This window comes from Mariniradius sediminis, assembly GCF_021491425.1.
GTDB lineage: Bacteria > Bacteroidota > Bacteroidia > Cytophagales > Cyclobacteriaceae > Mariniradius > Mariniradius saccharolyticus.
Map to the genome: position 1 here is coordinate 38,474 of NZ_JAKEVZ010000019.1, position 23,870 is coordinate 62,343.

The window sequence follows — 23,870 nt, forward strand, 5'->3', positions numbered from 1 at the left end:
GTGGTCTTGGCGCCTAAGAGGCGCCTGTTCCAACCCAGCCCAAATGTAATGCATGATGAGAGTGTACTTTGACAATGCGGCGACGACCGCAATGGATGACAGGGTCATAGAGGCCATGTTGCCATTTATGAAGCAGCACTACGGCAATCCTTCCTCCGTCCACAGCCATGGTCGGGAAGTGAGGTCCGCGATCGAAAAAGCGAGAAAGAAAGTCGCCGAACTGCTCCAAGCTTCCCCCTCAGAGATTTTTTTCACCTCGGGCGGCACCGAAGCCGATAACACCGCCATCGTCTGCAGTATAGAAACCCACGGCATCACCCATGCCATCAGTTCCCCGATTGAGCACCATGCTGTTTTGCATACATTGGAAGAGTGTGCCAAAAAGGGCAAGGTCCAACTTCACCTGCTTGATGTCAATGAATCCGGCGATATCGACATGCAGCAATTGGAGGACTTGCTGGTGAAGCATCCGAAAGCGCTTGTATCCCTGATGCACGCCAACAATGAGATCGGGAACATCAATGATATGCAGGCCATTGGCGCATTGGCACGGCAGCATGGAGCGTTTTTCCACTCTGATACCGTGCAGACCATGGGACATTTCGTGCATGATTTGAAGTCACTTCCCGTGGATTCGATTGTTGCCGGCGGACACAAATTTCATGGACCAAAGGGCTCAGGATTCCTTTATGTAAGGAAAGACAAAAAAATCCACGCCCTCATCCATGGTGGTGCGCAAGAAAGAAACATGCGCGGCGGCACCGAAAACGTCATTGGTATCGTGGGCATCGCCAAAGCATTGGAATTGGCCTACGAAGATATGGCCGCACACAGGACGCATATCGAAAGCATCAAACAATATTTCATCGATCTGCTCAAAGCGAATATCCCAGACGTCTCATTCAACGGCCGCTCTGCCGAAATGGGCAAAAGCTTGTACACAGTGCTCAACGTGAGTCTACCACCCTCGGAAGAAAACGCCGGGATGTTGCTTTTTAACTTGGACCTTCATGGCATTTCGGCCTCAGGCGGCTCTGCCTGTAGCAGTGGCGCGACAGTAGGGTCACATGTCCTTAGGGCTATCCATGCCGATCCACTACGCGATTCGGTGCGTTTCTCCTTCAGCCGTTTCAATACCAAAGCGGAGGTGGATTATACCGTAGGGAAATTGAAGGAATTGTACGGGGTGGAGGTGTAGCAATACATTGGATCAGAGCAAAGTCGTATGTTTTCTAAATATCTTGCGCATGAATTCACTTATGCGTATATTTTCCATATGAAAAAGCCGCTTAATATCAGCCTCGACGAAAATCTAATCAGCGAGGTGAAGAAATATGCCGAGGCAAATGAAATAAGCATTTCTTCCATGGTGGAGGATTACTTTGAGACTCTGCTTCGACCAAAACGTTCCCTCAAGGAGAAAGTCTCTCTTGTGGAATTTGTCAAGAAGATGCCCGAAAATCAAGCTGAATTCGAAAAGGATATCGATTGGAAGCGGGACTATTATTTGCGAAAAGGAGCTAAGTGATGGCCTTAAAGGTATTTTTTGATGCAAATGTGCTACTTGATTTTTTCCTTGATCGCTCAGACCAGTCTAATGAATTGACGAGGATTTTTCGATGGGTAGATGAAGGTAAGATATCGGGATACTGGTCGATTTCTGTTATCCAAATCTGTAGCTATTACATCTGCAAGGCAAAGGGAGTCGCGATTGGCAAGGAACTCCTCGAGCTTATGCTGGAAAAATTTGCCTTGATTTCAGGGGACAGGCATACGGTCACCGTTGCCCTGAAATCGTCACAATCAGACATTGAAGATGCCATTCACTATTTTATGGCCCTGGAAAACGGCATCGATATAATTCTGACTTCTGACCAGGATTTTCAGAAACTCTCCTCAAATTCATTGAGAATATTATCCATAAAGGAACTCGAAACTTTCTGTTCCGAACATCTTTAAATCTCTCAAATCCACCATTTCCAATAATCCGGATGTGGAAATATGTGAAGGCCTTAGGGGCAAAAGTGGACTCTTCATCATTCATGATGATAAGGCTCATTCCTGAGAATGGTAAAGGCCCTGTACACCTGCTCGACAAAAAACAACCGCACCATCTGATGGGAAAAGGTCATTTTGGAAAGGGATAACTTCCCGTTGGCACGCTGGTATACAGCCTCGGAGAATCCATACGGCCCACCGATGACAAAGACCAATTGCTTCAGTCCCCCGTTCATCTTTTTTTGGAGAAATTCGGAAAACTCCACCGAACCCATTTGCTTGCCTCGTTCGTCCAACAGCATCAAGTCGTCCGAAGGCAGGATTTTCTTTACGATAAAAATGCCTCCCATAAATGGGTTCTTAGATAGCTGTCGGTATGTGAGACCAAAGGCTTTCAAACAATTTCTCAAATCCGTAAGCAACCGGATACACTTCTTTTTATCCGGCAGGCTGCAACTCCAAAGCTTAATTGCAAAAACGAAATTTGGTGGCCCGGAGATTTTGCGTTTTTTCAAAAAATCAGTGACGCGTTTTGCATTTTTTGAGAGATAAAGGGCTCATTTATAAACCTACTTATGAATCACCTTCTCTAATTTTATACAAAGAAATCACCGAACCACCTATGCAAAAAGTTAAATTTGACCACCCCGCCGATCATGGTTTTTATAAGGTTTTGGTAGAAAGGATCGAGGCCTATTTTCACGATAATCAAATCTCAAAAAAAGCCAACGGGCTCTTTTGGTTTAAAATAGTTTTCTACTTCATCATCACAGCCGCGTTATACATTGCCATCCTTAGCGGCAAGTTTCATGGACTAGGACTGGCCTTTCTTTTTGTGGTGTTTGGTCTTTCCATCACTATTCTGCTTTTCTCGATTGGACACGATGCCTCTCACCATGCGATTTCCAAAAGTCAATGGGTCAACAGGCTTTTTGCCTATGCTTGGAATGCGGTTGGAATTTCTTCTTATTTCTGGGAACTCAAGCACAATTTTGCCCATCATGGTTTCACCAACATCCCCGGAAAAGATGACGATATCGATCAAAGCAAACTGGTGCGCCTCAATCCAAACTCCAAACGCAAGTGGTTTCACAAATACCAACACCTATACGCACCGTTTTTGTACTCACTTTTGAGCCTCAATATTGTTTACTTCAAGGACTTCAAACTCTTGTTACAACATAATTTTGGAAATCGGGCTATCAACCCACATCCGACCAAGGAGATTTGGATCCTGATTGCGACGAAGGTATTTGTGATTAGCTATATGATAATTGTTCCAAAGATGGTGCTCGATATTTCTTGGATGGAGATGTTGGGTTACCACGTGTTGATGCACCTTGCCATTGGTTTGTTTATAGGCTTTGTACTTGTGCCCGTGCATGTCACAGGAGAATCTGAGTACAGACTTCCTGATGAAACAGGAACGGTGCACCGCGATTGGGGTTCACATCAAGCTGAAGCAACTGTAGATTTTGCCGCGGAAAATAATTTTATCAACTGGATCACGGGAGGCTTGAATACCCACGTGATTCATCACCTCTTCCCTACCATCAACCATATCCATTACTTCCAACTAACCAAAATCGTCAAGCAAACCGCAAAGGAATTCAACTTCCCCTACCGAAATTATTCGCTTTCAAAAGTCTTGATCGAACACCTCCGCTTTCTGAAGCAGCTCGGCAAAACAGACAACCCAACGCACAATCCCCAATTTGATCTGAAGGCGGAGATCGTTTAATCGCAAGCTTCTAGCATAGGCTTGGCCCCGTTTTTTCATAGCGAAAAAAACAGGTAAAATTTATCAGCCTTTTTCGCACGAGGCCGTATATAACTACAATGCTTTTTTTACCTGCAAAGCAGATCAAACGTTCACATTTAAATCCAAAATATATGAAAATTGGTAATTTCTGTCTTTCGTTTGTTTTGTTGCTATGTCTGTTTTTTCCAAGCATTTCCCATGCACAATTTGAACTCGGTGTGGGTTACCAGTATTCAAACCCGAGGGGTAACATGGGAAACATCCTACAGAAACCAGCTCACGGATTATTCACGGACTTGGCCTACCGAATTCCCAAGACCAGACTTGCGGTTGGTATGCAACTGGCGTTTTCGCAGTATGGTTTCCAGGAACGGCAGGAAACCTACCAATTCGATAATGGCTATGAGGGTATTGTTGATGTACAGGTCTTCAACAGTTTTACCAACAATAGCCTCTACCTCCGCTACGACTTGTTGGATGCGGGATTGATCAATCCATATCTGCTCGCCGGAGCAGGATTTAGCCGGTTTTCTACCGAACTGACGATTTTGGATCCAAGGGAGCAGTTTACCTCCGATTGTCCCAAACCTTTGGAGACATCTACGCTGGTAAAGGATAGGACTTCTTACCTGCTATTAGGTGGGGGCTTGATGATGGATTTTGGATATCTCATCAAGTCCCAACCGAAGGACAGGTACTTCCTCGACCTACGGTTGGGTTACCAAAATGGCGGAGACGTGAGATTCATGACAGCTAACGAGCCAAATGTCGTAACTGGAAATTCACAAGGGGAGAATGTCTATTTCGACTTTGTCAGTGAAGCCCAGCCTGCCGTAGTTCATGAATATCACGCGGGATCAACATACCTCTCTGCCATGAGATTCATGAGCGTCAACCTGGGATTTTATATGAGACTGGGACGAAGGGAATTGGTGGGATTTTAAAAAAAGAACATAAAAAAAACCCGGGGAGATTTGCCCGGGTTTTTTTATTATCCAAGGTTTTTCATCGCGTGGTGGGCGGCCCTTGCCGCAAAAGCCATATAGGTAAGCGATGGATTTTGGGTGGATGTGGAAGTCATGCTTGCACCATCTGTGACGTACACGTTTGGTACGGCGTGCAGCTGATGGTTGGCATTGAGCAGCGAAGTCTTTGGGTCCTTGCCCATCCGGACCCCGCCCATTTCGTGGATATCCAATCCCGGTGCGCGCCGATCGTCCCGGGTTTTGATGTTTGTGAAACCCGCTTTTTCGAACATTTCGGTCATTTGTTCCAGGTAATCCTTCACCATTTTTTCGTCATTGTCGTCGTAATCCACGTGAATCTTGAGCAGTGGTATACCCCAAGCGTCTTTTTGGTTGGGATCGAGCGCCACATAGTTTGTCTCTTTGGGAATAGTCTCGCCCATCATGTGCGAGCCGACATTCCAAGGTCCATATTTGTCTGGGTTGAGCAGGTTTTCCTTTAGCTCGAGTCCAATAGTATTCTGGTCGGCATATGCGCCTCTGTTTGCCCCAAACCCCGCAGCATAGCCACGAAGGAAGTCGGTTTCCTGTTTGAAGACATTTCGGAACCTTGGGAAATAGCCTGAAGTAGGCCTTCCACCCTGGGTAGTGTATTCAAGATGGCCCTCGTATTCGGCAGATATGCCTGCCCGGTAGTTGTGGAAAGCTACGTATTTGCCTAGCAATCCATTGTCGTTTCCTAGTCCGTTGGGAAAGCGGTTAGAAGTTGAATTGAGCAAAATCAAATTCGTATTCAATGCGGCAGCATTGACAAAAATGACATCGGCAAAGTATTCTTCCATTTCCTTGGTATGGGCATCCACGATACGGACGCCCGTCGCCTTGCCCTTTTCCTCATCGTAAATGATGGAATGGACCACGGCATCCGTCCGCAGCGTCATGTTTCCGGTTTTTTCTGCCCATGGAATCGTGGAGGCATTGGCAGAGAAATACCCACCAAATGGACAGCCACGCTGGCAAAGATTTCTTGCCTGACATTTCGCACGTCCTTGTTGGGCATAGAAATCCAAATTTCCCGTGATATGGGCGCAGCGCGCCAAAATCATGTGCCGATCATTGCCATAGTGCTTTTTCAATTGTTCCTGAAAGTACCGCTCCACCACGTTCAATGGAAACCCGGGCAGAAACTCCCCGTCAGGAAGGTGGGGCAGGCCGTCTTTGTTGCCCGAAACTCCGGCAAACTTCTCCACATGGCTGTACCATGGCGCGATATCTTTGTAGCGAATTGGCCAATCCACCGCAAATCCATCCCTTGCCGGACCCTCAAAATCGTAATCCGACCAACGTTGTACCTGTCTGGCCCAAAGGAGGGATTTACCGCCCACCTGATAGCCGCGAATCCAGTCAAAAGGCTTTTCTTGGATGTAGGGATGTTCTTTGTCCTTTACAAAAAAATGTTGGGCATCTTCGCGGAATGCATAGCAACGGCTGACTACCGGGTTTTCCTTCTGGACGTCCTGTGGAATCTGACCACGATGCTCAAACTCATAGGGTAGCATACTGGTCGTCGGGTAGTCCTTGATGTGCTTCACATCGCGTCCCCGCTCGATGACAAGGGTCTTTACGCCATGTTCGGTTAGTTCTTTGGCGGCCCAGCTTCCACTGATACCCGAACCGATCACAATCGCTTGGAAGGTTCTTTCCTTCACTGCGTCAATATTTAGATTAGCCATGGATTCTTTCAGGTTTGAGGTCAGCGATCAAGACGTCTTTGTATTCACCCGGGATGAGCGAATAGGGTTTTACTTCGGTTTGGATGTATTCGGACAGCATAAATCCTTGGATGGTGAAGCGCTTGGCCATCGATAGGAAGTCCTTGATATGTTTTTGCTTTTCATCCTCTAATGCAAGGCCGGTCTGAAGCAGGGATTCCCGCTGGGAAACCTCGAGTTTGGAAAACGCTTTGCCGGCACTGGATTCCGAAAAAGCTTCAAATCCCTGAATACCGGCCATGAAGGATTTTTGCCCTTCTTCGTCGACACAGTCATTGACCATGACAAGGATGAAATCCTGCACACTGAGGTCTTTGGCTCCTTTGATTTTTCCGGAAGGGATAATGGTATCTGCAATTTGGGCCAAAAGCTCACTGAGTGAGGGAGTGATTTGGAGCTTTTGGTAGGCGCTGAGGATATCTTCCTTGGAAAAATCACAGGAAGGTACCAACACCAGTCCGCCTGTCAGCAATGCAAGGCTGCGGAGCGCGTCTCTTCTTTTCATGTTATTTGGTTAATTGTCAATCAGCTTAAAAGGTAAAACGATTTAGGGAAAAATCATACAAGAAATCCGCGGTGCTTGTTTTTAGCCACAAATGACACAGATTTTCACGGATTGGATTCTAAATGTGGGATTTGCCTTCATTCGTTGAAAACAAACGACTCAGTAATCTGAAGGAATAACCCTCGGATACCTCGTTGATCTGTGCCCGTCTTTGAAATCTGTGGTTCTTTCTTTTTAACCACAGATGACGCAGATTTTCGCAGATGGAAACTTATCGGTTGCCAGTGACAAATTGGGGTATTGCACGGCAATAGTATCTATCTTTTTGTTCGTTGAAAACCGACTACCCAGAAGTCCGAAAGTTCAAGCTTCCGATCACGGAAACATCTGTGCCCATCTGTGAAATCTGTGGTTTTTTTATCAAACACAGATGACGCAGATTTTCGCAGATGGAAACTTGTCGGTTGCCAGTGACAAATTGGGGTATTGCACGGCAGCAGTATCTTTCTTTTTGTTCGTTGAAAACCGACTACCCAGAAGTCCGAAAGTTCAAGCTTCCGATCACGGAAACATCTGTGCCCATCTGTGAAATCTGTGGTTCTTTTTTCAACCACAGATGACACGGATTTTCACGGATATTTTTTGTCGACAAACTCGAATAAAAAAAGTGTGCTAGTTCTTCTTCGTGGTGTCTGGCTTGGCAGGTGGCTTGGGATTGAGGAGACCCCGGATCAGTTTCTTCCCTTCTTCCACGGCTTTGTCCTTGGTCACGTTGAGTTTTTTCTCCGCCTCTTTTTGCAGGGAATCTTGTACCATATCAGCCTTGAGTTTCAGCTCGCGTTTGATGCTGTCCTCTGTCGCTTTGAACTGCTCGGTGACCTGTTGCTGGATATTTGCCGTTTCGGAGGATACACGGGATTTGAGCGAGTTTGCCAAGAGCGTCTCGATGCTGTTGCCGCCCGCCAAGCCTACCTTTGGACTGGCATAGGTTCCTCCCAAATTCAGCGCCACCGGAATCATCGTGTTTTCATTCGCCTGGGTGCCGGAGATACTCGCCAAAAGCGCATTGGCCTGCGCACCGAATTTGCCGGCTGGAACCTGCATATTGATCAAGTAATTGATCGAGCCGTCGAAACCCGTACTACCTTGGATATTGGCTTGGTAATCCCAAAGCTTCACATTGAACGGCTTCACCTCCAAGATACCATTTTGGATATCTATCGGGATATTTAAGTCCTTCAACTGCAAGGTATTGGTATCGTTGAGCTTGGTCAAGCTCGTGATGCCTTGCACCAAATTGCTGTTTTGCAACGAGGCCTCCGAGACTTTCACCAGACCATTGGCAAAGATGCTGGAAAGAATCGGCATCATGTCCTGTCCCAGTTTTCCGGAGAAATTCAAATTGGTGTTGAAATTTCCGGTAAGGTGCTGGGCCACCGGAGCGAAGGCCTTTACAGTATTGAGAGATTGAAACGCCTGCGGTATACTCAAATTGACCAGGTTCAATCCAAAATCAAACTTTGGCGCTGTAACATCCCTTGGGTCATAGGAACCGTTCATGACGATCCTACCGCCCAAGGCACTCATAGATGCTTCAGAGAATCGGAGGACCCCTTCACGCAAAGTCATATTTCCTTTGACATCCCTGAGGTTGAGATTGTCATAAATTACCTCGGCTGCCGATACCGACATGGAAAAATCGATATTCGTCGGGAGCTCGATGACCGTGAGTGCTGCGGTGTCACTGCTGCTTGATTCGGTCATCCATTCGTTGACATTGAAGCGACTTGAGTTGAGGTTCAGCTGCCCCTTCAGTGTCTGGTTTTCCTGCAACAGATAATTCAAATAGTTGGACAGGAAGCCGCTTGCTTGGAGCGGACTTTGGCCGACTTGGGAATCAAATTGTGTCAAATTGATGCGCTCGGGCGTGAAGTCTGCCTTGGCGTTATTGATTTTGATCCCTTGTGGTAAATCCGCCGAAGTGTAGGCAAAATTGCTGACGGACATATTTCCGCGGGTATCAAGCTTATTGTACTGCGCTGCCTCCACGTCCTTGTAGGAGCCTTTGGTTTGGATATCGGCAGCGATTTTTCCGGACATCGTGGTGTTCTCGATCGGGAAAATGGCCAGCATTTTTCCCAAATCAATCGTTCCTTTCACTGCCCCATCCCAATTCATTGCATCAAAATCCGTGATCTTGAGCCTTCCGTCAATCTGCTCATTTTCAAGCTGAAAGCCAAACTGGCTTAAATCCACCACAAAATCGGGCATCCTACCGCTCGGATTGCTCACAAGTGCCTTCACCTGCAGCGCCTCGAGGGCGGTTGGGTATTCGGCGTTTTTGACAAAGCCATTGCTCAGGTTGAGGTTGGCGGAAATCGCCGGCATGGTTTGGTTAGATGAATCATAGCTGCCTTTGGCTTCTGCATTGACATCCAAGATGCCTCTCACCGTCATGCCTTCCACCGGAAAGATGGAAGTCAATTCATCCAAATCCAACTTTCCCTTGAGGTTACCTTCCATCGGATAGCTGACCAAGTTCCCCAAAAGGAATTTGCCGGAAATCGGATTGTTTCCAAATTTCAGGTTGAAAACCGGGATGTTGACGGAAGTATTTTCCAAGTTGTTGGTTTCGTTTTTGACCCGCAAATCCACGTTCACATCGGAAACCGGCCTTGGCAAATCCGGATATTGGAACATGCCGTCCTTGACCAACAGCGCGATGTCAAAGGATGGAAAACTCGCATCGTTGTAGATGCCTTTGAATTTCCCGTTGAAATCCATGGTGCCGGAAGTTTTCAAGTCTGCAAAACGCTCCTTGTACATTCCGGGGACAAGGGACAGGATGCTTTTAAATGTGTTGTCCTTGCCGGCAAAAGTCAGGTCAAACTCAATATCGTCGGTCGGCATGGCGATGAAGCCTTCCAAACCAAACAGGAAATCATTCAAGCCAAACTCCCCCTCAGCAAAAGAAAACTTCATATTGCCCATATCCACCTGAAGTGTCGTGCTGCCTTTGAAATTCTTGTTGCTCAAATAATTGGTGCCCTCATAGACCATCTCTCCGACGAGCGCCTGCATCTCCAAGGGCAAATCATATACATCAGCCGTGAAATCGCCTTTTCCGCTCGCTTGGATTTGGGCCAACACCATCAGAAAATCCAGGGAACGGTCATCATAGACCAAGTCAAAATTATTTACTTCGATCAGGTCTATCTCCATTTGGAAATTGCTTGGCTCTGTGACCTCCTCGGATGGATAGGTGATGTCATAATTGGCGCGGCCATCTTCGAGTACCTTCACGTAGAGGCTGCCTCCGTTGAGGTGGATGCCCGTCAGCGAAGGGATGTCACCAAACAACACCGAGCGGAGGTTGAAATCGACCTGCAGCTCATCCAAATGGATCAGGGTATCTGCCTGAAAGGGCTCGTTGCCCACGATGCCAAATTGGCCCACGGTAGCGGAGATATTCGGAAACCGCTTGAACACGCTCAGGCTGATTTGATCGAGGTCGTAATACACCTGCGCATTGATCGAATTGGCGATTTCCTTGTCGATGCGGGCAATGATTTTGTCTTTGAACAAAAACGGCAAAGCCACAAGACTTACCAAAACCAGCAGAAAAATGGAGCCGACGATGATGATTGCTTTTTTCATGGAGATAGAGTTTGTTGTGAATGGAACTTTGAGCAATTGCGGGTTTAGGTACTGCGAGGTGACCGATGCATGCGGACTTTGACCTATTTCAAAACGGAATATGCATCACTTTTGATACAAGGTTAATCCCATTTCAGGGAACAAGGTTCCAGGCCTTTTGGATATCCGCAGCCATTTCGTCATGGATATGGCCGTTGGTGGCTACGATCTCTTTTCCAAAGAGGTAATTATTTCCCAATGAAAAATCCGTGCACCTACCGCCCGCTTCTTGGATAATGATGATGCCCGCAGCGACGTCATAGGGCTTGAGGTCGTATTCATAGAAACCTTCATACCGCCCACAAGCCACGTAGGACAAGTCAACGGCGGCACTTCCCACCCGGCGCAAGCCATGGCATTTTTCCATCAGCTTTTTCAGGACAGAAAGGTATTCATCGATCTGCTTGAATGCGGAATATGGAAAGCCCGTTGCAACCAAACTTTGTCCCAAGGTCTTGGCCTCGCTGACGCGGATACGATGGCCATTGCAATAGGCGCCTAGACCTTTGGCTGCATAAAAGCATTCGTCCAGATTGACCTCATAGACCACGCCGAGGACGATATCGGACTCATACTTCAGGCCAATACTGACCGAGTACACGGGCAGCCCATGGATGAAGTTGGTGGTGCCATCCAGCGGGTCAATGATCCAAGTATAGGATTTGCCATCCCGTCCGGCACTGCCCTCCTCCGTGATGAAATCCGCCTCCGGCAAAATCTCCCGCAGCCTTGCGACAATCAATTTTTCGGATTCGCGGTCGACATAGGACACCAAGTCGTTGAGGCCCTTGCTTTCGACACTGGCGCCGTTGAACAACTTTCTTTCCTCTCGAAGAAAGGCCCCGGCCTCCTTGGCCACCGAGATAGTTTGTACGAGTATATCTTGCAAATCCTTCATGGTTATAGATCAGTTTGAAACTTTCCGTTTTTTCTCCCCACAAAAGTAAGGGATTGGAGCTTGGTTTCGACCCCAAAGCAGCGGGTTCAGAGGTTTTTCCTATAGCCGTTTGAATCTATCGATTGGAAAATGTTAACCAAAGCCTTTACTTTTGGTTCCCTATGCAGGATACTGCCATACTTTCAGCCTGATGAATAAAAACAAAGCCAAAACCGGAGTGCTACTTGTCAATTTGGGAACCCCAGACAGCACTGCTACGGGAGACGTAAGAAAATACCTACGGGAGTTTTTGATGGATGGACGCGTGATCGATATTCCAGCCATTCCCCGTTGGCTGTTGGTAAACTTGATCATTGCCCCTTTCCGTGCGCCGAAATCTGCCCACGAATATACCAAGCTATGGACAGAAAGAGGTTCGCCCCTGCTTTTCCACACGGTAGACCTCAAGGAAAAATTGGTCCAAAAACTCGATCCCAACCTGTACCAAGTGGAAATGGCCATGCGCTACCAGTCACCAAGTATTGCGGAAGGGCTCGAAAAGCTGAATAAAGCCAATGTCAAAAAGATCATCGTCATTTCGCTTTTTCCCCAATACGCCTCAGCGACCAATGGCTCAGTCGTGGACAAGGTGATGGAAATCGCCCGTACTTGGCAGATCATTCCCAACATCACCTTTGTCAACAATTTTGTAGAACATCCACTTTTCCTGGAAGCCTGGGCTGAGTTGGGTCGGGAAATGCTCGAAAAGGAAAGTTACGATGCTTACCTCTTCTCCTATCACGGACTTCCCGAGCGACAAATCCGCAAAGGTTCCGTGGATGGGTATTGCCAACTGAGTGACAAATGCTGCGCCCAGTACACCAAGAAAAACCAATTTTGCTACCGCAGCCAATGCTTCTTGACGACGAGGCTGATCGTGGAGAAATTGGGACTACCGACTGACAAGGTCGTCACCTGCTTCCAATCCCGCCTCGGCAAAGACCCTTGGATCCAACCTTACACCGAGGACATGATTAAGGAATTGGCTACAAAAGGAGCAAAAAAAGTACTCGTTTTCTCGCCAGCTTTTGTGGCGGATTGTTTGGAAACCACCGTCGAAGTGGGGCAGGAATACAAGGAACAGTTTGAGGAACTTGGCGGAGAGCGATGGGACCTCGTCCCCAGCCTCAATTCCCGCGACACTTGGGTCGACTGCGTAAAGGACTTGGTGGAACAAAACACATGAAAAAGAAAGGGTTGCCAATTTTTAGGCAACCCTTTTCGATTGGTGGTCTTTAAATTCACGCGTTCACTATCTCCATTCCGACAGAATTGTCCAACAGGATGGCATCCAAATCCTCACCCGGCAAGGCGATGATTTGTTCTTTTTCGGCATCCCATTCGATCCTCCTGCCGATTTTGTAGGCGAGCCCACCCATATGTGCGGTGATCGCTTCATCAAATCCCTCATTGATACCGCAGCTTGGATCGCCGCCGTTGCGGATGCAGCTGAGCCATTCGCGGATATGGAGGAAGGTCGAATCGACCCGCTTTCCATCTCGGTAAGTCCACAGCAAGCCTTTGTCCGCAAAGTACTTGGCCGTAGCTGAAGTGACCGCGTCTACGCCATTGGCACTTGGGTCGTATTGGTAGATCGGCACTTTTGGATCGATCCTGCCTTCTTGGATAAGGTCTTTGTATTTGGTGGACCTTGGGTCTGCATAGATTTTCAGGGTATTTCCCAATTCCATGGTACCATCGTGTCCCATGAGGACCGTTCCCCTGTCAAACTGATTGCCCAAAGTGGCGCTGTACACCAGCGTCATACCCTTTTCCTTACCCTCTGCCTGACTGCCACCGGTGCTGTACTCAGGAAAATCCATGTTGATATGCATTACATCGGGCACATTGCGACCGTCCCGATGGGTGTAGATGCCTCCCGAAGCGGTAATGTATTTTGGAATGCCCATTTTCAGGATGCAATTGATCCGGTCATAATCGTGTGTCAGCAAGTCGCCAGATAAGCCCGACCCATAGGCCCACCATTTTCTCCAGCGGAAGAAATGCTCGGCATTGAAAGGAATCTGGGGCGCGGTTCCCAAAAAGGCATTCCAGTCGATCGTAGACGTGGATGCTTCGGGATGGATTTCATACTGCCAAGCACCATTGTCATCGTTACGGTTGGTGGTGGTCATGATTAGGGAAACGTGCCCCAGGGTATTTTTCCCGATTGCATCCATAGCAGTAAGGAAGCTTTGGGTCTGACGGTGCTGATGGCCAACGGCAAATACAACACCCGGGTTTTTGCGTACCGCGTCCCTCAGCTCGTACGTTTCCTGAATGGTATGGGTCATGGGTTTTTCGACATAAACATGGACCCCTGCCTCCACGGCGGCTTTTGCCATCGGTGCATGCCAATGGTCGGGTGTAGCGATGATAATGGCATCCACTTCTCCCGAATTGATCAATTCGAGATAAGATCCATACCTTTTGCAGGAATTGCCTGCTGCGTTGAAGGAACGCAAGGCTTTTTCCGCGCGAACATCGAAGATATCGCAGATGGCGGTGAGCTTGACGTTGAGGTTTTCTTGGGCCTTGAAGTCCGCCAGCCTGTTGTCATTCGGATTTTCGGCACTGGACTTGGCCATTTCCTCCAACCACTCGTTGGTGGCAAAGCCCAGCGAGCGCATCAGCTGCTCGCCCCTGATACCAAAACCGATCAAGCCGATCCGCAAAGGTTCTCCGCTCATTGGGCCGCTGGCAGGTGGCGGAGTGGCTTTGATGTTGAGCTTTTCGAGCAAATACTCCCGCTCGAGTTTGTTTTTCTTGGTGCTGTTGTAACCAGCTGCCCATACCGCACCTACAACCGGAATACCGGCGAGGCCCTTCAGGATATCCCTTCTTGAGAATCCCTTGAAAAGATTTTTATCTGTTGCCATGATTTCAGGGGATTAAGTGGTGGAAGATTGGATTTCCTTTTTTGCAAAAAGCCTTTCCAAGCCAAAAGACGTAGAAGTTGGGAACAGAAAAACCACCAACAAGGCCGCGGCTTCGATGAGGTTTTTGTTGATCATCCAGTAACTTCCCTCTGTCACACCCTGTGGATATCCGGGGAATGGCGGATGTGCCAGAAAATAAAAGAGCAGAAGCCCAATGCCAATCACACTGGCAAATCGGGTCTTGAAGCCTATAATCAGACATACTCCGACCACAAGCAAGGCCCCAATATTGAGTGTATCAATGATGGAGATCATCGAGTCGCCGGCCATCCATTGGAAAAAGGATTGCATGTAGGTGGCGCTCATCAGGTAGCCTTTTGCGGTCCAGGATGGACTGTATAGCTTGGTCACTCCTTCGTAGAGGAAGTGCCAGCCAATCAGCAGACGCATCAGCACGAGGCCGAAAGTCTGCCAGGTTGAAAATCGGGTAGGTTGATTCATTCGTTTTTTTGAGTTTAAAGATGGACGATATTAGTCCCTTTACTTCTCAAATAGCATGACCAAAATCAGTTAAAAGACTGATTTTTAATCTTTTGGGAAAATGGTGAGTTTTTGATCGGAAGTGCCGTTTTGAGCCATTAATTCCTACCTTTTGCGAGCCACTTCCATTTTTTCCCTATTTTTATCCAAAACCTCCAAACCGTAAACCAATGACAAAGCGGTTGATCCTACCGAGTTTGTTGGCCGTGATGGCCTGCAGCAAAACCGAAACGACCATGCCCACCAAACAGGACGCCTCCATCCATATCCTGGATTCTACAGCCATGGAAATCCTCGATCCCGAAACTAAACTTGAAGTCCTTTCCACAGGACATAGTTGGTCGGAAGGACCCCTTTGGCTTGAAAAAGAGCAAACCCTGCTTTTCACCGATATTCCCAACAACGCCATTTTTCAAGTCAAGGATGGTCAGAGCATTATATATCTTCAGCCGTCGGGCTATACGGGAACTACTCAAAGAGGCGGTGAGGTAGGCGCAAATGGGCTGACACTTGATCCACAAGGGCGCTTGGTCCTGTGCCAACACGGTGATCGCCGTATGGCTAGAATGGATGCTCCCCTGGAACAGCCTGCGGCTACATTTGCCACCCTCGCGGACAATTTTCAAGGCAAAAGGCTCAACAGTCCCAACGATGTGGTTTTTGATCGGGAGGGGAATATGTATTTTACCGATCCACCCTATGGATTGGAATTCAATATGGAAGATCCGGCCAAGGAACTGGATTTCCAGGGAGTTTATTGCTTGAAAACAGATGGGGAATTGGTCTTGGTCGACAGCATAAGTCGGCCCAATGGGATCACATTTTCTCCCAGCCAAGACAAACTGCTAGTGGCAAATTCGGATCCGAAACTTGCGGTATGGTACGAATACGACTTGGTAGCCCCGGGAAAAGTCGAAAACCGCAGAATCTTCTTTGACGCCACTGAATATGTGGGAAAAGACGGCTACAAAGGCCTTCCGGACGGGATGAAAATGCAAAGCTCGGGAATACTGTTTGCGACGGGACCGGGTGGGGTGTGGGTTTTTGACCAAAATGGCAAACCCTTGGCACGAATCGAAACTGGTGAAGCTACATCCAACTGCGCGCTTTCCTCCGATGAAAAAAATCTCTTCATGACCGCAGACAGCTATGTGTTGAAAATGGTGCTGAAATAGTACAAATGATTCGACTCAAAAACTGCATAATTTGGGGGTGTGCTCACTTCGGGAGGTATAAATAATTCTACTTTTTTGGTAAAGCAGTTTCGATACCGATGGCATGTAACATGACCCGACTGCCCTTCTTTCTACTTAACCTGACATTTCTCAGCTTTGTTACGAGAGCATTATTTGGTAACTTGTAGGCTTATCTCCACAGCTAATTATCGATAGATTTTATCTATCGTTTTTTCAATCGAATAACCATTCCTTTTGGTAACTTCGCCAAACGGAATAAAATCAAATCAATATAAACATCATGGATACACACGGTAAAAACGGAGGAGACATCTCAAAATGTCCATTCCACAATGGCTCTATGGCCGCTGCAGCGGGCAAAGGCCAACAGAACGTTGATTGGTGGCCAAACCAATTGAATGTAAACATTCTTCGCCAACATTCCTCTCTTTCCAATCCAATGGATGAGGGATTTGACTATGCGAAGGAATTCGAGTCTTTGAACTTGGCAGAAGTGAAGGCAGACATCGAAAAGGTGTTGACTACTTCTCAGGACTGGTGGCCAGCTGACTACGGTCACTATGGACCGTTCATGATCCGTATGGCATGGCACAGTGCGGGTACTTACCGCGTGCAGGACGGACGTGGCGGTGCCGGAACAGGTACGCAGCGTTTTGCACCATTGAACTCTTGGCCTGACAATGCCAACTTGGATAAGGCGCGTTTGCTCCTTTGGCCAGTGAAGCAGAAGTATGGCAGAAAGCTTTCTTGGGCTGACTTGATGATCTTGACCGGTAACGTGGCTTTGGAATCTATGGGTTTCAAAACTTTCGGTTTCGGCGGTGGTCGTGCAGACGTATGGGAGCCTGAGCAAGATATCTATTGGGGTTCTGAGAAAGAGTGGGTTGCTCACCGTAATCCTGAAGCTTTGGAAAATCCACTCGGAGCTACTGAAATGGGCTTGATTTACGTAAACCCAGAAGGTCCTAACAAGGTGCCAGATCCGCTTTTGGCTGCGAAGGCGATCCGTGAGACATTCGGTCGTATGGCAATGAACGATGAGGAAACTTGCGCTTTGATCGCAGGTGGTCACACTTTTGGAAAGACGCACGGTGCTGCTGATCCAGGTAAATATGTTGGCGCTGAGCCTGCAGGTGCTTCTATCGAAGAGATGAGCACAGGTTGGAACAGTACCTACGGAACTGGCCACGGCGCAGATACCATCACTTCCGGTTTGGAAGGTGCTTGGACCTCTACTCCTGCTAAGTGGGGACATGACTACTTCAAGTTCTTGTTTGAATATGAGTGGGAATTGACCAAAAGCCCTGCTGGAGCACATCAGTGGGTAGCTAAGAATGCTGAAGCAATCATTCCTGACGCACACATTCCTGGTAAATTCCACAAGCCTTTCATGTTGACTACGGACTTGTCCATGAGATTTGATCCTGAGTATGAAAAGGTGTCCAGAAAATTCTATGAAGATCCGGAGTACTTCGCTGACGCTTTCGCAAGAGCTTGGTTCAAACTGACGCACCGCGACATGGGACCTAAGGCCCGTTACAAAGGTCCTGAAGTACCTGCCGAAGATCTGATTTGGCAAGACCCAATCCCTGGTGTAAACCATCCTTTGGCTGATGCAGCTGATATCGCTGGCTTGAAAGCAAACATCTTGGCTTCTGGCTTGACCGTAGCTGAGTTGGTGTCTACTGCTTGGGCTTCTGCTTCTACTTTCCGTGGTTCTGACTTCAGAGGCGGTGCCAATGGTGGCCGTATCCGTCTGGAGCCTCAGAAAAACTGGGAAGCCAACAACCCCGCTCAGTTGAACAAGGTATTGGGCGTACTGGCCAGCATCCAGGAAGAATTCAACAGCACTGCTGGTGGAGGTAAGAAAATATCCATGGCTGACTTGATCGTATTGGGCGGTTGCGCTGCTGTTGAGAAAGCTGCAAAAGACGCTGGATTCGATATCTCCGTGCCATTCACTCCAGGCCGTACAGATGCTTCCCAAGAAGAAACCGAAGTGGATTCTTTCGAGTGGTTGAAGCCTTGGGCTGATGGTTTCAGAAACTATATGGCTGCTGATTGCAAAGTGAAAGCAGAAGAAGCCTTAATCGACAAAGCACAGTTGCTGACCTTGACTGCTCCTGAAATGACTGCCCTCGTAGGTGGTATGAGAGCTTTGGGCGCCAACTGGGACGGAGGCAAGCATGGTGTATTCACCGCTACTCCAGGTAAATTGACCAACGACTTCTTCGTGAACTTGCTGGATATGGGTACTACTTGGAGAGCAACTTCTGACAAGCAGAACGTGTTCGTAGGTAGCGACAGAAAAACCGGTGAGCCAAAGTGGACTGCAACCCGCGCTGACTTGATCTTCGGTTCCAACTCTGAATTGAGAGCTTTGGCTGAAGTTTATGCTTGCGAAGATGGCAAAGCGAAGTTTGTAAAAGACTTCGTGGCAGCTTGGAACAAGGTGATGAACCTCGACAGGTTTGATTTGAAATAATTCAAATATCGACGAAGAAAAAGGCGACCCGTCATCGGATCGCCTTTTCTTTTTGTGCCTGGACGAGAATCAGGACATGATTTCGGCAACATTGGCTTTGATAGTCTCAGCGATCTTTTCCATAGGCAAATCATTGCTGTCATGGCCAAAGGGGTCCTCAATTTCCTCAGCGATCAATTCCAAACTTACCAAAGCGTAAAAAATGAACGCCGTCACGGGAATTGTGAAGTAGCCTAAGGTCAAGGCCAAACCGAAAGGCAAAGTAGCCACATAGAGAAAGATGAACTTCTTGATAAATGAGCTGTAGCTAAAGGGAATCGGCGTGTTTTTGATCCTTTCGCAGGCCCCACATATATCGGTAAACGACTTCAATTCCCCATTCAACACGATTAATTGGTCCCCCGAAATCGTCCCGGAGATATACATCGAGTTGACTTTGTAGAAAATACTCTCCGCGATGCGATTGGGTACATGGGCACCTTTATCCAGATCGGGAAGCTCGGGATGGGGGCTTTCGTCCAACTGCAGAATCGTACTCTGCTTCTGCAAATGCCGACGAAGCGCTGCGGCATACAGCGGAATCACCTGACGGAAATATGTCCGTGTACTTTGATCCTCGAAAGGCAAAAATACCTTGACCTTGAGCGCCAAGTTGCGACTGTTATTGACCAGTTCGCCCCAAAGCTTACGACCTTCCCACCAACGGTCATATGCCGTATTGGTCCGAAAAACCAACAGCATGGAAATAGCGAAGCCCAACAAGGTGTGCATGATGGTAATGTTCTTGGCTTGGCTGCTTTCGGACAGTTTGAGGTAATTGACCTCCAATTGAACGATCCCCCAGGAAAGTAAGCTTACAAAAAGCAATGAAGGAATCAATGCCCTGACTGTATCGCCTTTGGTAACCTTAAAGATGGCTATCAGCCAATCTTTGGAATTGTAGTAGAACATGGAATAGTTAGGAAAATGAGCGTTTGGTGTGATGGTTTATTCAAAGACCAAACCTGGCGGCTTGGCCATCCATAAGAACAAAAGGAAATAAAGCGAATCGAACGGAAACAGCCAAATCTCAAAAATCAATACTTTCACTTTCCGGATAACGGTCTCTTCACCATGCCATTTTTCGGATAGGAAATCGCCCTCAACACCCACATACCCCAAACAAATCCACGCTGATCTCTTTCCCGGATTTGTTGCCAAGCGTCATCTTTCCAGTCATTCGAGATACTTCATAATCCAGCGCCCGACCATTTGTGAGCTGAATGCTTAGCCAAAAATCCAAATTTTCATACCTCGACTTTGTGGTCACAGAATCTACCTCTTCACGGCTGATTCTTGTAAATTTTGTCATTTCACCATTGATGGATACAAAGGCCGTTTCGCCGAAGTCGCTTACAAACTCGTATTGACCTTGGGCAAATGCAGCAGAATCGAGCCCAAAATAACAGGAACAACCCATTACTTCTTCCGGAAACTCGTTGAACGAATCAAGGGAAAAAGCCGTGGTATCTTCCTTGGAAACTTCGGTTTCCGATTGCAGCTGTTCATTGGCGGGCCGTTGGCAGGAAAAAAGTGCCATAACGAGCAACAAACCGCACAGCTCTATTGATTTTTGAAATGGCATCATAATTTGTTCGGTCTAAATCCAAAGGAAATCTTCCCTGATTTTGGGCCTTTTTTGTCGAAAAAGCAAATTATAAAATCGGTAGGACAACGCGAAATCCTTGCCTAATCGCCATTAAGTCAGGCATCGGATAGGTGACATGAAAACAATGTCTCGATCCAGAAAAGCCCAAGTCTCGGCGCAATGATTGATATAATCCATTTCTTGATCCAGTCAGAAAATAGCAAGGGCTTGGGATTTTGACACATTTCAGCGTTTTTTGGAGCGGCATTGAAAGTATTAAACAAAGGCTTATCTACCCAAACAGAACTGATTGAAGGACATGAAGACAATGTTGATCACTCCTGAAGGCCTGGAAAAACTGAAGGCCGAATTGGATCACCTTTGGAAGGTCGAGCGTCCCGAAACCACCCAAAAAGTCGCTTGGGCAGCCAGCCTTGGCGACCGCTCTGAAAACGCTGACTACCACTACAACAAACGACGCCTCCGCGAAATCGACAAGCGGGTCCACTACCTGCGCAAGTGCCTCGATGACCTGAAGGTGGTGGAATATGCTCCCTATCAGGAAGGAAAGGTGATGTTTGGGGCTTGGGTTGAGGTAGAAAATGCAAAAGGACACAAAATCCGCTTCCGCATCGTGGGTGGAGAGGAGATTTTTGAGCGCAGGGACTATATCTCAATCGATTCGCCCATGGCGCAGGCTTTGCTTAAAAAGGAGGTTGGTGACGAAGCCATCGTGCAAACCCCAACCCAGCAACTTGTTTGGCGGGTTTCGAAAATTGAGTATCAGAAGTAGGCTAAATAACCATTCATTTTACCTCATTGCCATTTCTTTCGCCAAAGTGTCTGGTCTGAAAAAGTTTGATCGTATAGTCGAGTAATTCTACGCCACCGTGCTTTCCATGTCCGGGGACGACGATCTTGGTTTCGGGAAATCCCTTTTTCACGGCCTCTACCGTACCTGACCAAGTATCCAAATTGGCATCGCCGAGATAGCCACGGGTCGCGTCGACTTCCTTGACCAGGCAGCCTCCAAAAAGTACCCTTTCGCTGGGAAAATAGGCGACGACATTGTCCTTGGTATGCCCTTCACCATAGTGCTTTACCAAGACGGTACGATCACCAACTTTCAGCACAAGCGAATCCGCGAATCCATTTTTTGGCACCACATAGTTATTTGCCTTAGCGAGTTCGATCGTTTTGAAAGTAGCATAGGAGGGAATCTCCATTTCCTCAAAAGCCTGCAATCCACCCAAGCAATCGTTGTGGAAGTGGGTCGGAACGATTCCTTTAATCTCTAACTTTTGATTTTTTGTAATCCATTGGATCAGCTCTTCGGAAACCGCGACATCGGTCGGCGTATCGAAAACCAAAGCCTCCTTTCCAACGGTCACCACAAGTCCATTGCAGGGCACCTTCCCAAAATCATCGGTCTGCAAGAAGGAAGTGTGGATGAAAGTATTTTCTGATACCTGCGTCAGTACCAATGTCTCGGACCGATAGATTTCTTGGGCTTGAAAGGGGCTTTTCTGTTGGGCTTGGGCAGAAATGTTCAGGTAGAAAAAAAGAAACATCAAAACGAGAACTGGTACAGGTTTCATGGCGTGATTTGGTTTTATTTTCTGGTTTTTTCCAAAGCTGGATTGGCGAAAAGCACCCGAATCTTCCTTATTTCCAATTTTTCGGGCTATTGTACAAGTTAGAAAAAACTAGTCTGTCTTGGGGAAAACTTTTATCAAATTTCATCCATTCATTTCGCTTAAACCAAAGAATGCCCAATCCTCTAAAAACCAAATCAAAATCCCCCAATACTCACATGGCCATACCTCGTTGCCGGGATCAGCCATTTTCAGCGCAAAACATCCAACGGATTCCGAATTGGTCGTTCAATGCACCATATACCCCAAAGGCTTGCTTGGTCAAGGGGTCGGTGATATCGGCCCCATCCGACAACTTTCCAAATACCGTCTCTGTTTCCTCTACAGTCCCACCGCTTATATACAGACATACCGTATTGCCCCTCACAGGCTGCTCAGAGGGAAGCATCCAATCCGAGGCAGAAAGCGAAATTCCAGGCGCCTTGAGGTTTGCATGGATGATCCTATCGTGCATTTCGGGCGGAAACATCGCTTTCATGGGCGTATCCTTTACTGCTGACAGCGTCAGTTCTCCCCCAAAGCATGCGTGGTAGAATTGCATCGCCTGCTTGCAGGTGCCGTCCAATAGCAGGTAGGTGGATATGGTGACCATGGTTCTTTTCCTTTATCCGATGAATGTACCGATTTAAAGGGAATCAGGAAAAGAGGCTACTGCAAAGTACACTTTTTTTGGAGAGTGATTTCTTGACTTGGCGACCAAAGGTGCTTATAAGCTGAGTGATTTTTCCGAACTTAGGTTTTGGCTCCAAAAAAGTCAATCCACAAAAAATAGACCGGAGGGTAGGCTTTGAACTAAATTATTAACAATTTTTTTTTTGGGCTTTGCGTTCGTGCGGGTTTCGGAGCACCAAACTGTCAACCAGCACTGAACTTGAATAGAAGAACAAAGCTTCAAGTTTGCACGTCACCCCGCCTGACGCAAAACCCGTGTGCCTGTTGCACAACTCGTTGACGGAAGATACAAATTAATTTAGTTTTTGGTAACCGAAGGCTTAACAAATTGTTTAAAATATTGATATACAGTTGTTTAAGTAGTAATTTTTGCCTATTTTAAGACATGCAAGGACGACAGCGAATCCATCCCAAACTCTTTTACCAGGTCAGCTTGGAAGACCTCGTCCCCGCCGACAACTACTACCGGAGACTTTCGTCATGCCTCGACCTCGGCTTCCTCTACAAGGCTACGGCACGCTTCTACGGCACTGAGGGCCAGGAGAGCATCGACCCCGTGGTGTTTTTCAAGATGTTGCTGGTGGGGTATCTGAACAACATCAACTCGGACCGGAAGCTGATCGCTTTCTGTTCCAACTGCCTGGACGTGCGGCTGTTCCTCAACTACGATCTGGACGAGGCCCTGCCCTGGCACTCCACGGTCAGCCGGACCAGGCAGCTCTACGGCGAGGAGGTGTTCCTGCAGCTGTTCAGGGAGGTCCTGAGGCTCTGCGTCGGAAAGGGGATGGTCAGGGGCAAACGCCAGGCGGTGGATTCGGCTTTTGTCAAGGCAAACGCCTCCATGGACAGTCTGTTGGAAAAAGAAGTGGTCGAGGACGCTTCGGCCTATGTCGACGAGCTGGACGAGGGATCCGAATTCAAGGTGACCACGGCCCGAAAGAAGCTGGTGGAAAGGCACCACAGATGGAAAGAGGAAGAATACAAAGGCATGCCCGGCCATGTGGACGATCCCAAGCAGGTGGATGACCAGGGCAACACGATACGGCCCAAGTATCTGAGCAACCATACGCATTACAGCCCCACGGACCCCGATGCCAGGATCAGCACCAAGCCGGGGAAGGCCCGTCAGCTGAACTACTGCGGACAGGTGGCGGTCGACGATGCCCACCACGTCATCACCG

At 47.7% G+C, this 23,870-nt stretch carries 20 protein-coding genes and 1 pseudogene; 10 read left to right on the forward strand and 11 right to left on the reverse strand.

Features of this window, described 5'->3' with window-relative positions:
- The first annotated feature begins 55 nt into the window (after positions 1–55).
- The 3 genes from L0U89_RS18455 (at position 56) to L0U89_RS18465 (ending at position 1,959) form a co-directional block, all read left to right on the forward strand.
- Positions 56–1,198: a cysteine desulfurase family protein gene (locus L0U89_RS18455; RefSeq protein ID WP_040479181.1), complete on the forward strand. Its 1,143-nt coding sequence runs from the start codon at positions 56–58 to the stop codon at positions 1,196–1,198.
- 78 nt (positions 1,199–1,276) lie between these two features.
- Positions 1,277–1,528 carry a DUF6364 family protein gene (locus L0U89_RS18460; RefSeq protein WP_157198439.1) on the forward strand — a complete coding sequence of 84 codons (252 nt, stop codon included), beginning with the start codon at positions 1,277–1,279 and terminating at the stop codon, positions 1,526–1,528.
- Positions 1,528–1,959: a type II toxin-antitoxin system VapC family toxin gene (locus tag L0U89_RS18465; RefSeq protein WP_234862872.1), complete on the forward strand. Its 432-nt coding sequence runs from the start codon at positions 1,528–1,530 to the stop codon at positions 1,957–1,959. Before L0U89_RS18460 ends, L0U89_RS18465 begins: the two co-directional genes overlap by 1 nt.
- 77 nt (positions 1,960–2,036) lie before the next feature.
- On the opposite strand, the pseudogene L0U89_RS18470 reads toward L0U89_RS18465, so the two are convergent.
- A pseudogene (locus L0U89_RS18470) lies at positions 2,037–2,333 on the reverse strand (23S rRNA (pseudouridine(1915)-N(3))-methyltransferase RlmH); the annotation flags it as partial.
- A 287-nt stretch (positions 2,334–2,620) separates the two neighbouring features.
- Between L0U89_RS18470 and L0U89_RS18475 the strand changes: the two are divergent.
- Together L0U89_RS18475 and L0U89_RS18480 are read left to right on the forward strand one after the other, a co-directional pair.
- A complete protein-coding gene (locus L0U89_RS18475) occupies positions 2,621–3,739 on the forward strand; it encodes a fatty acid desaturase family protein (RefSeq protein ID WP_234862873.1) in 1,119 nt (372 codons plus the stop codon).
- Between the two features lie 272 nt (positions 3,740–4,011).
- A complete protein-coding gene (locus tag L0U89_RS18480; protein WP_234862874.1) occupies positions 4,012–4,704 on the forward strand; it encodes a hypothetical protein in 693 nt (230 codons plus the stop codon).
- A 47-nt stretch (positions 4,705–4,751) separates the two neighbouring features.
- On the opposite strand, the gene L0U89_RS18485 is transcribed toward L0U89_RS18480, so the two are convergent.
- The 4 genes from L0U89_RS18485 to L0U89_RS18500 all read right to left on the reverse strand — a co-directional run bounded on the left by L0U89_RS18485 (position 4,752) and on the right by L0U89_RS18500 (position 11,596).
- Entirely contained in the window at positions 4,752–6,458 is a 1,707-nt protein-coding gene (locus L0U89_RS18485) for a GMC oxidoreductase (protein ID WP_234862875.1), read from the reverse strand.
- Positions 6,451–7,002: a gluconate 2-dehydrogenase subunit 3 family protein gene (locus L0U89_RS18490; protein ID WP_234862876.1), complete on the reverse strand. Its 552-nt coding sequence runs from the start codon at positions 7,000–7,002 to the stop codon at positions 6,451–6,453. Before L0U89_RS18490 ends, L0U89_RS18485 begins: the two co-directional genes overlap by 8 nt.
- A 672-nt stretch (positions 7,003–7,674) precedes the next feature.
- On the reverse strand, positions 7,675–10,659 hold the full coding sequence (locus L0U89_RS18495) for an AsmA-like C-terminal region-containing protein (protein WP_234862877.1): 2,985 nt from the start codon (positions 10,657–10,659) through the stop codon (positions 7,675–7,677).
- A 133-nt stretch (positions 10,660–10,792) separates the two neighbouring features.
- A complete protein-coding gene (locus L0U89_RS18500) occupies positions 10,793–11,596 on the reverse strand; it encodes an inositol monophosphatase family protein (RefSeq protein ID WP_234862878.1) in 804 nt (267 codons plus the stop codon).
- Between the two features lie 190 nt (positions 11,597–11,786).
- On the opposite strand from L0U89_RS18500, the gene hemH reads away from it, so the two are divergent.
- Positions 11,787–12,821, forward strand: coding sequence for a ferrochelatase (hemH, locus tag L0U89_RS18505; protein WP_234862879.1), 1,035 nt, complete (start codon positions 11,787–11,789; stop codon positions 12,819–12,821).
- A gap of 55 nt (positions 12,822–12,876) precedes the next feature.
- Here the strand turns inward: hemH and L0U89_RS18510 are convergent, their stop codons facing one another.
- On the reverse strand, positions 12,877–14,514 hold the full coding sequence (locus L0U89_RS18510) for a Gfo/Idh/MocA family protein (RefSeq protein ID WP_234862880.1): 1,638 nt from the start codon (positions 14,512–14,514) through the stop codon (positions 12,877–12,879).
- Positions 14,515–14,526: 12 nt separating this feature from the next.
- On the reverse strand, positions 14,527–15,015 hold the full coding sequence (locus L0U89_RS18515) for a DoxX family protein (RefSeq protein WP_234862881.1): 489 nt from the start codon (positions 15,013–15,015) through the stop codon (positions 14,527–14,529).
- 209 nt (positions 15,016–15,224) lie between these two features.
- On the opposite strand from L0U89_RS18515, the gene L0U89_RS18520 reads away from it, so the two are divergent.
- Together L0U89_RS18520 and katG are read left to right on the forward strand one after the other, a co-directional pair.
- Entirely contained in the window at positions 15,225–16,229 is a 1,005-nt protein-coding gene (locus L0U89_RS18520; RefSeq protein ID WP_234862882.1) for an SMP-30/gluconolactonase/LRE family protein, read from the forward strand.
- Between the two features lie 301 nt (positions 16,230–16,530).
- Positions 16,531–18,735, forward strand: a complete 2,205-nt coding sequence (katG, locus tag L0U89_RS18525) for a catalase/peroxidase HPI (protein ID WP_255777942.1) — start codon at positions 16,531–16,533, stop codon at positions 18,733–18,735.
- A gap of 69 nt (positions 18,736–18,804) precedes the next feature.
- On the opposite strand, the gene L0U89_RS18530 is transcribed toward katG, so the two are convergent.
- Complete coding sequence (locus L0U89_RS18530) at positions 18,805–19,686, reverse strand: bestrophin family protein (RefSeq protein ID WP_234862883.1); 882 nt, start codon at positions 19,684–19,686, stop codon at positions 18,805–18,807.
- Between the two features lie 190 nt (positions 19,687–19,876).
- Positions 19,877–20,362: a hypothetical protein gene (locus L0U89_RS18535; protein WP_234862884.1), complete on the reverse strand. Its 486-nt coding sequence runs from the start codon at positions 20,360–20,362 to the stop codon at positions 19,877–19,879.
- Positions 20,363–20,681: 319 nt separating this feature from the next.
- Between L0U89_RS18535 and greB the strand changes: the two genes are divergently transcribed.
- On the forward strand, positions 20,682–21,155 hold the full coding sequence (greB, locus tag L0U89_RS18540; protein WP_234862885.1) for a transcription elongation factor GreB: 474 nt from the start codon (positions 20,682–20,684) through the stop codon (positions 21,153–21,155).
- A gap of 13 nt (positions 21,156–21,168) precedes the next feature.
- Here the strand turns inward: greB and bla are convergent, their stop codons facing one another.
- Positions 21,169–21,960: a subclass B1 metallo-beta-lactamase gene (gene bla / locus L0U89_RS18545; RefSeq protein WP_234862886.1), complete on the reverse strand. Its 792-nt coding sequence runs from the start codon at positions 21,958–21,960 to the stop codon at positions 21,169–21,171.
- Between the two features lie 238 nt (positions 21,961–22,198).
- Complete coding sequence (locus tag L0U89_RS18550; protein WP_234862887.1) at positions 22,199–22,609, reverse strand: VOC family protein; 411 nt, start codon at positions 22,607–22,609, stop codon at positions 22,199–22,201.
- Between the two features lie 513 nt (positions 22,610–23,122).
- Here L0U89_RS18550 and L0U89_RS18555 point away from each other — a divergent pair.
- The coding region (locus L0U89_RS18555; protein WP_234862888.1) for a transposase at positions 23,123–23,870 on the forward strand (748 nt) is incomplete at its 3' end.

Excerpts from the sequence above, each read along its gene's own strand:
- L0U89_RS18490 (WP_234862876.1), bottom strand. The coding sequence starts at position 7,002 with ATGAAAAGAAGAGACGCGCTCCGCAGCCTTGCATTGCTGACAGGCGGA.
- L0U89_RS18520 (WP_234862882.1), top strand. The coding sequence starts at position 15,225 with ATGACAAAGCGGTTGATCCTACCGAGTTTGTTGGCCGTGATGGCCTGC.
- L0U89_RS18535 (WP_234862884.1), bottom strand. The coding sequence starts at position 20,362 with ATGATGCCATTTCAAAAATCAATAGAGCTGTGCGGTTTGTTGCTCGTT.
- L0U89_RS18495 (WP_234862877.1), bottom strand. The coding sequence starts at position 10,659 with ATGAAAAAAGCAATCATCATCGTCGGCTCCATTTTTCTGCTGGTTTTG.
- L0U89_RS18515 (WP_234862881.1), bottom strand. The coding sequence starts at position 15,015 with ATGAATCAACCTACCCGATTTTCAACCTGGCAGACTTTCGGCCTCGTG.
- L0U89_RS18480 (WP_234862874.1), top strand. The coding sequence starts at position 4,012 with ATGGGAAACATCCTACAGAAACCAGCTCACGGATTATTCACGGACTTG.
- L0U89_RS18510 (WP_234862880.1), bottom strand. The coding sequence starts at position 14,514 with ATGGCAACAGATAAAAATCTTTTCAAGGGATTCTCAAGAAGGGATATC.
- L0U89_RS18485 (WP_234862875.1), bottom strand. The coding sequence starts at position 6,458 with ATGGCTAATCTAAATATTGACGCAGTGAAGGAAAGAACCTTCCAAGCG.
- L0U89_RS18530 (WP_234862883.1), bottom strand. The coding sequence starts at position 19,686 with ATGTTCTACTACAATTCCAAAGATTGGCTGATAGCCATCTTTAAGGTT.
- bla (WP_234862886.1), bottom strand. The coding sequence starts at position 21,960 with ATGAAACCTGTACCAGTTCTCGTTTTGATGTTTCTTTTTTTCTACCTG.
- L0U89_RS18460 (WP_157198439.1), top strand. The coding sequence starts at position 1,277 with ATGAAAAAGCCGCTTAATATCAGCCTCGACGAAAATCTAATCAGCGAG.
- L0U89_RS18500 (WP_234862878.1), bottom strand. The coding sequence starts at position 11,596 with ATGAAGGATTTGCAAGATATACTCGTACAAACTATCTCGGTGGCCAAG.
- L0U89_RS18550 (WP_234862887.1), bottom strand. The coding sequence starts at position 22,609 with ATGGTCACCATATCCACCTACCTGCTATTGGACGGCACCTGCAAGCAG.
- L0U89_RS18465 (WP_234862872.1), top strand. The coding sequence starts at position 1,528 with ATGGCCTTAAAGGTATTTTTTGATGCAAATGTGCTACTTGATTTTTTC.
- L0U89_RS18475 (WP_234862873.1), top strand. The coding sequence starts at position 2,621 with ATGCAAAAAGTTAAATTTGACCACCCCGCCGATCATGGTTTTTATAAG.
- hemH (WP_234862879.1), top strand. The coding sequence starts at position 11,787 with ATGAATAAAAACAAAGCCAAAACCGGAGTGCTACTTGTCAATTTGGGA.
- greB (WP_234862885.1), top strand. The coding sequence starts at position 20,682 with ATGAAGACAATGTTGATCACTCCTGAAGGCCTGGAAAAACTGAAGGCC.
- L0U89_RS18455 (WP_040479181.1), top strand. The coding sequence starts at position 56 with ATGAGAGTGTACTTTGACAATGCGGCGACGACCGCAATGGATGACAGG.
- katG (WP_255777942.1), top strand. The coding sequence starts at position 16,531 with ATGGATACACACGGTAAAAACGGAGGAGACATCTCAAAATGTCCATTC.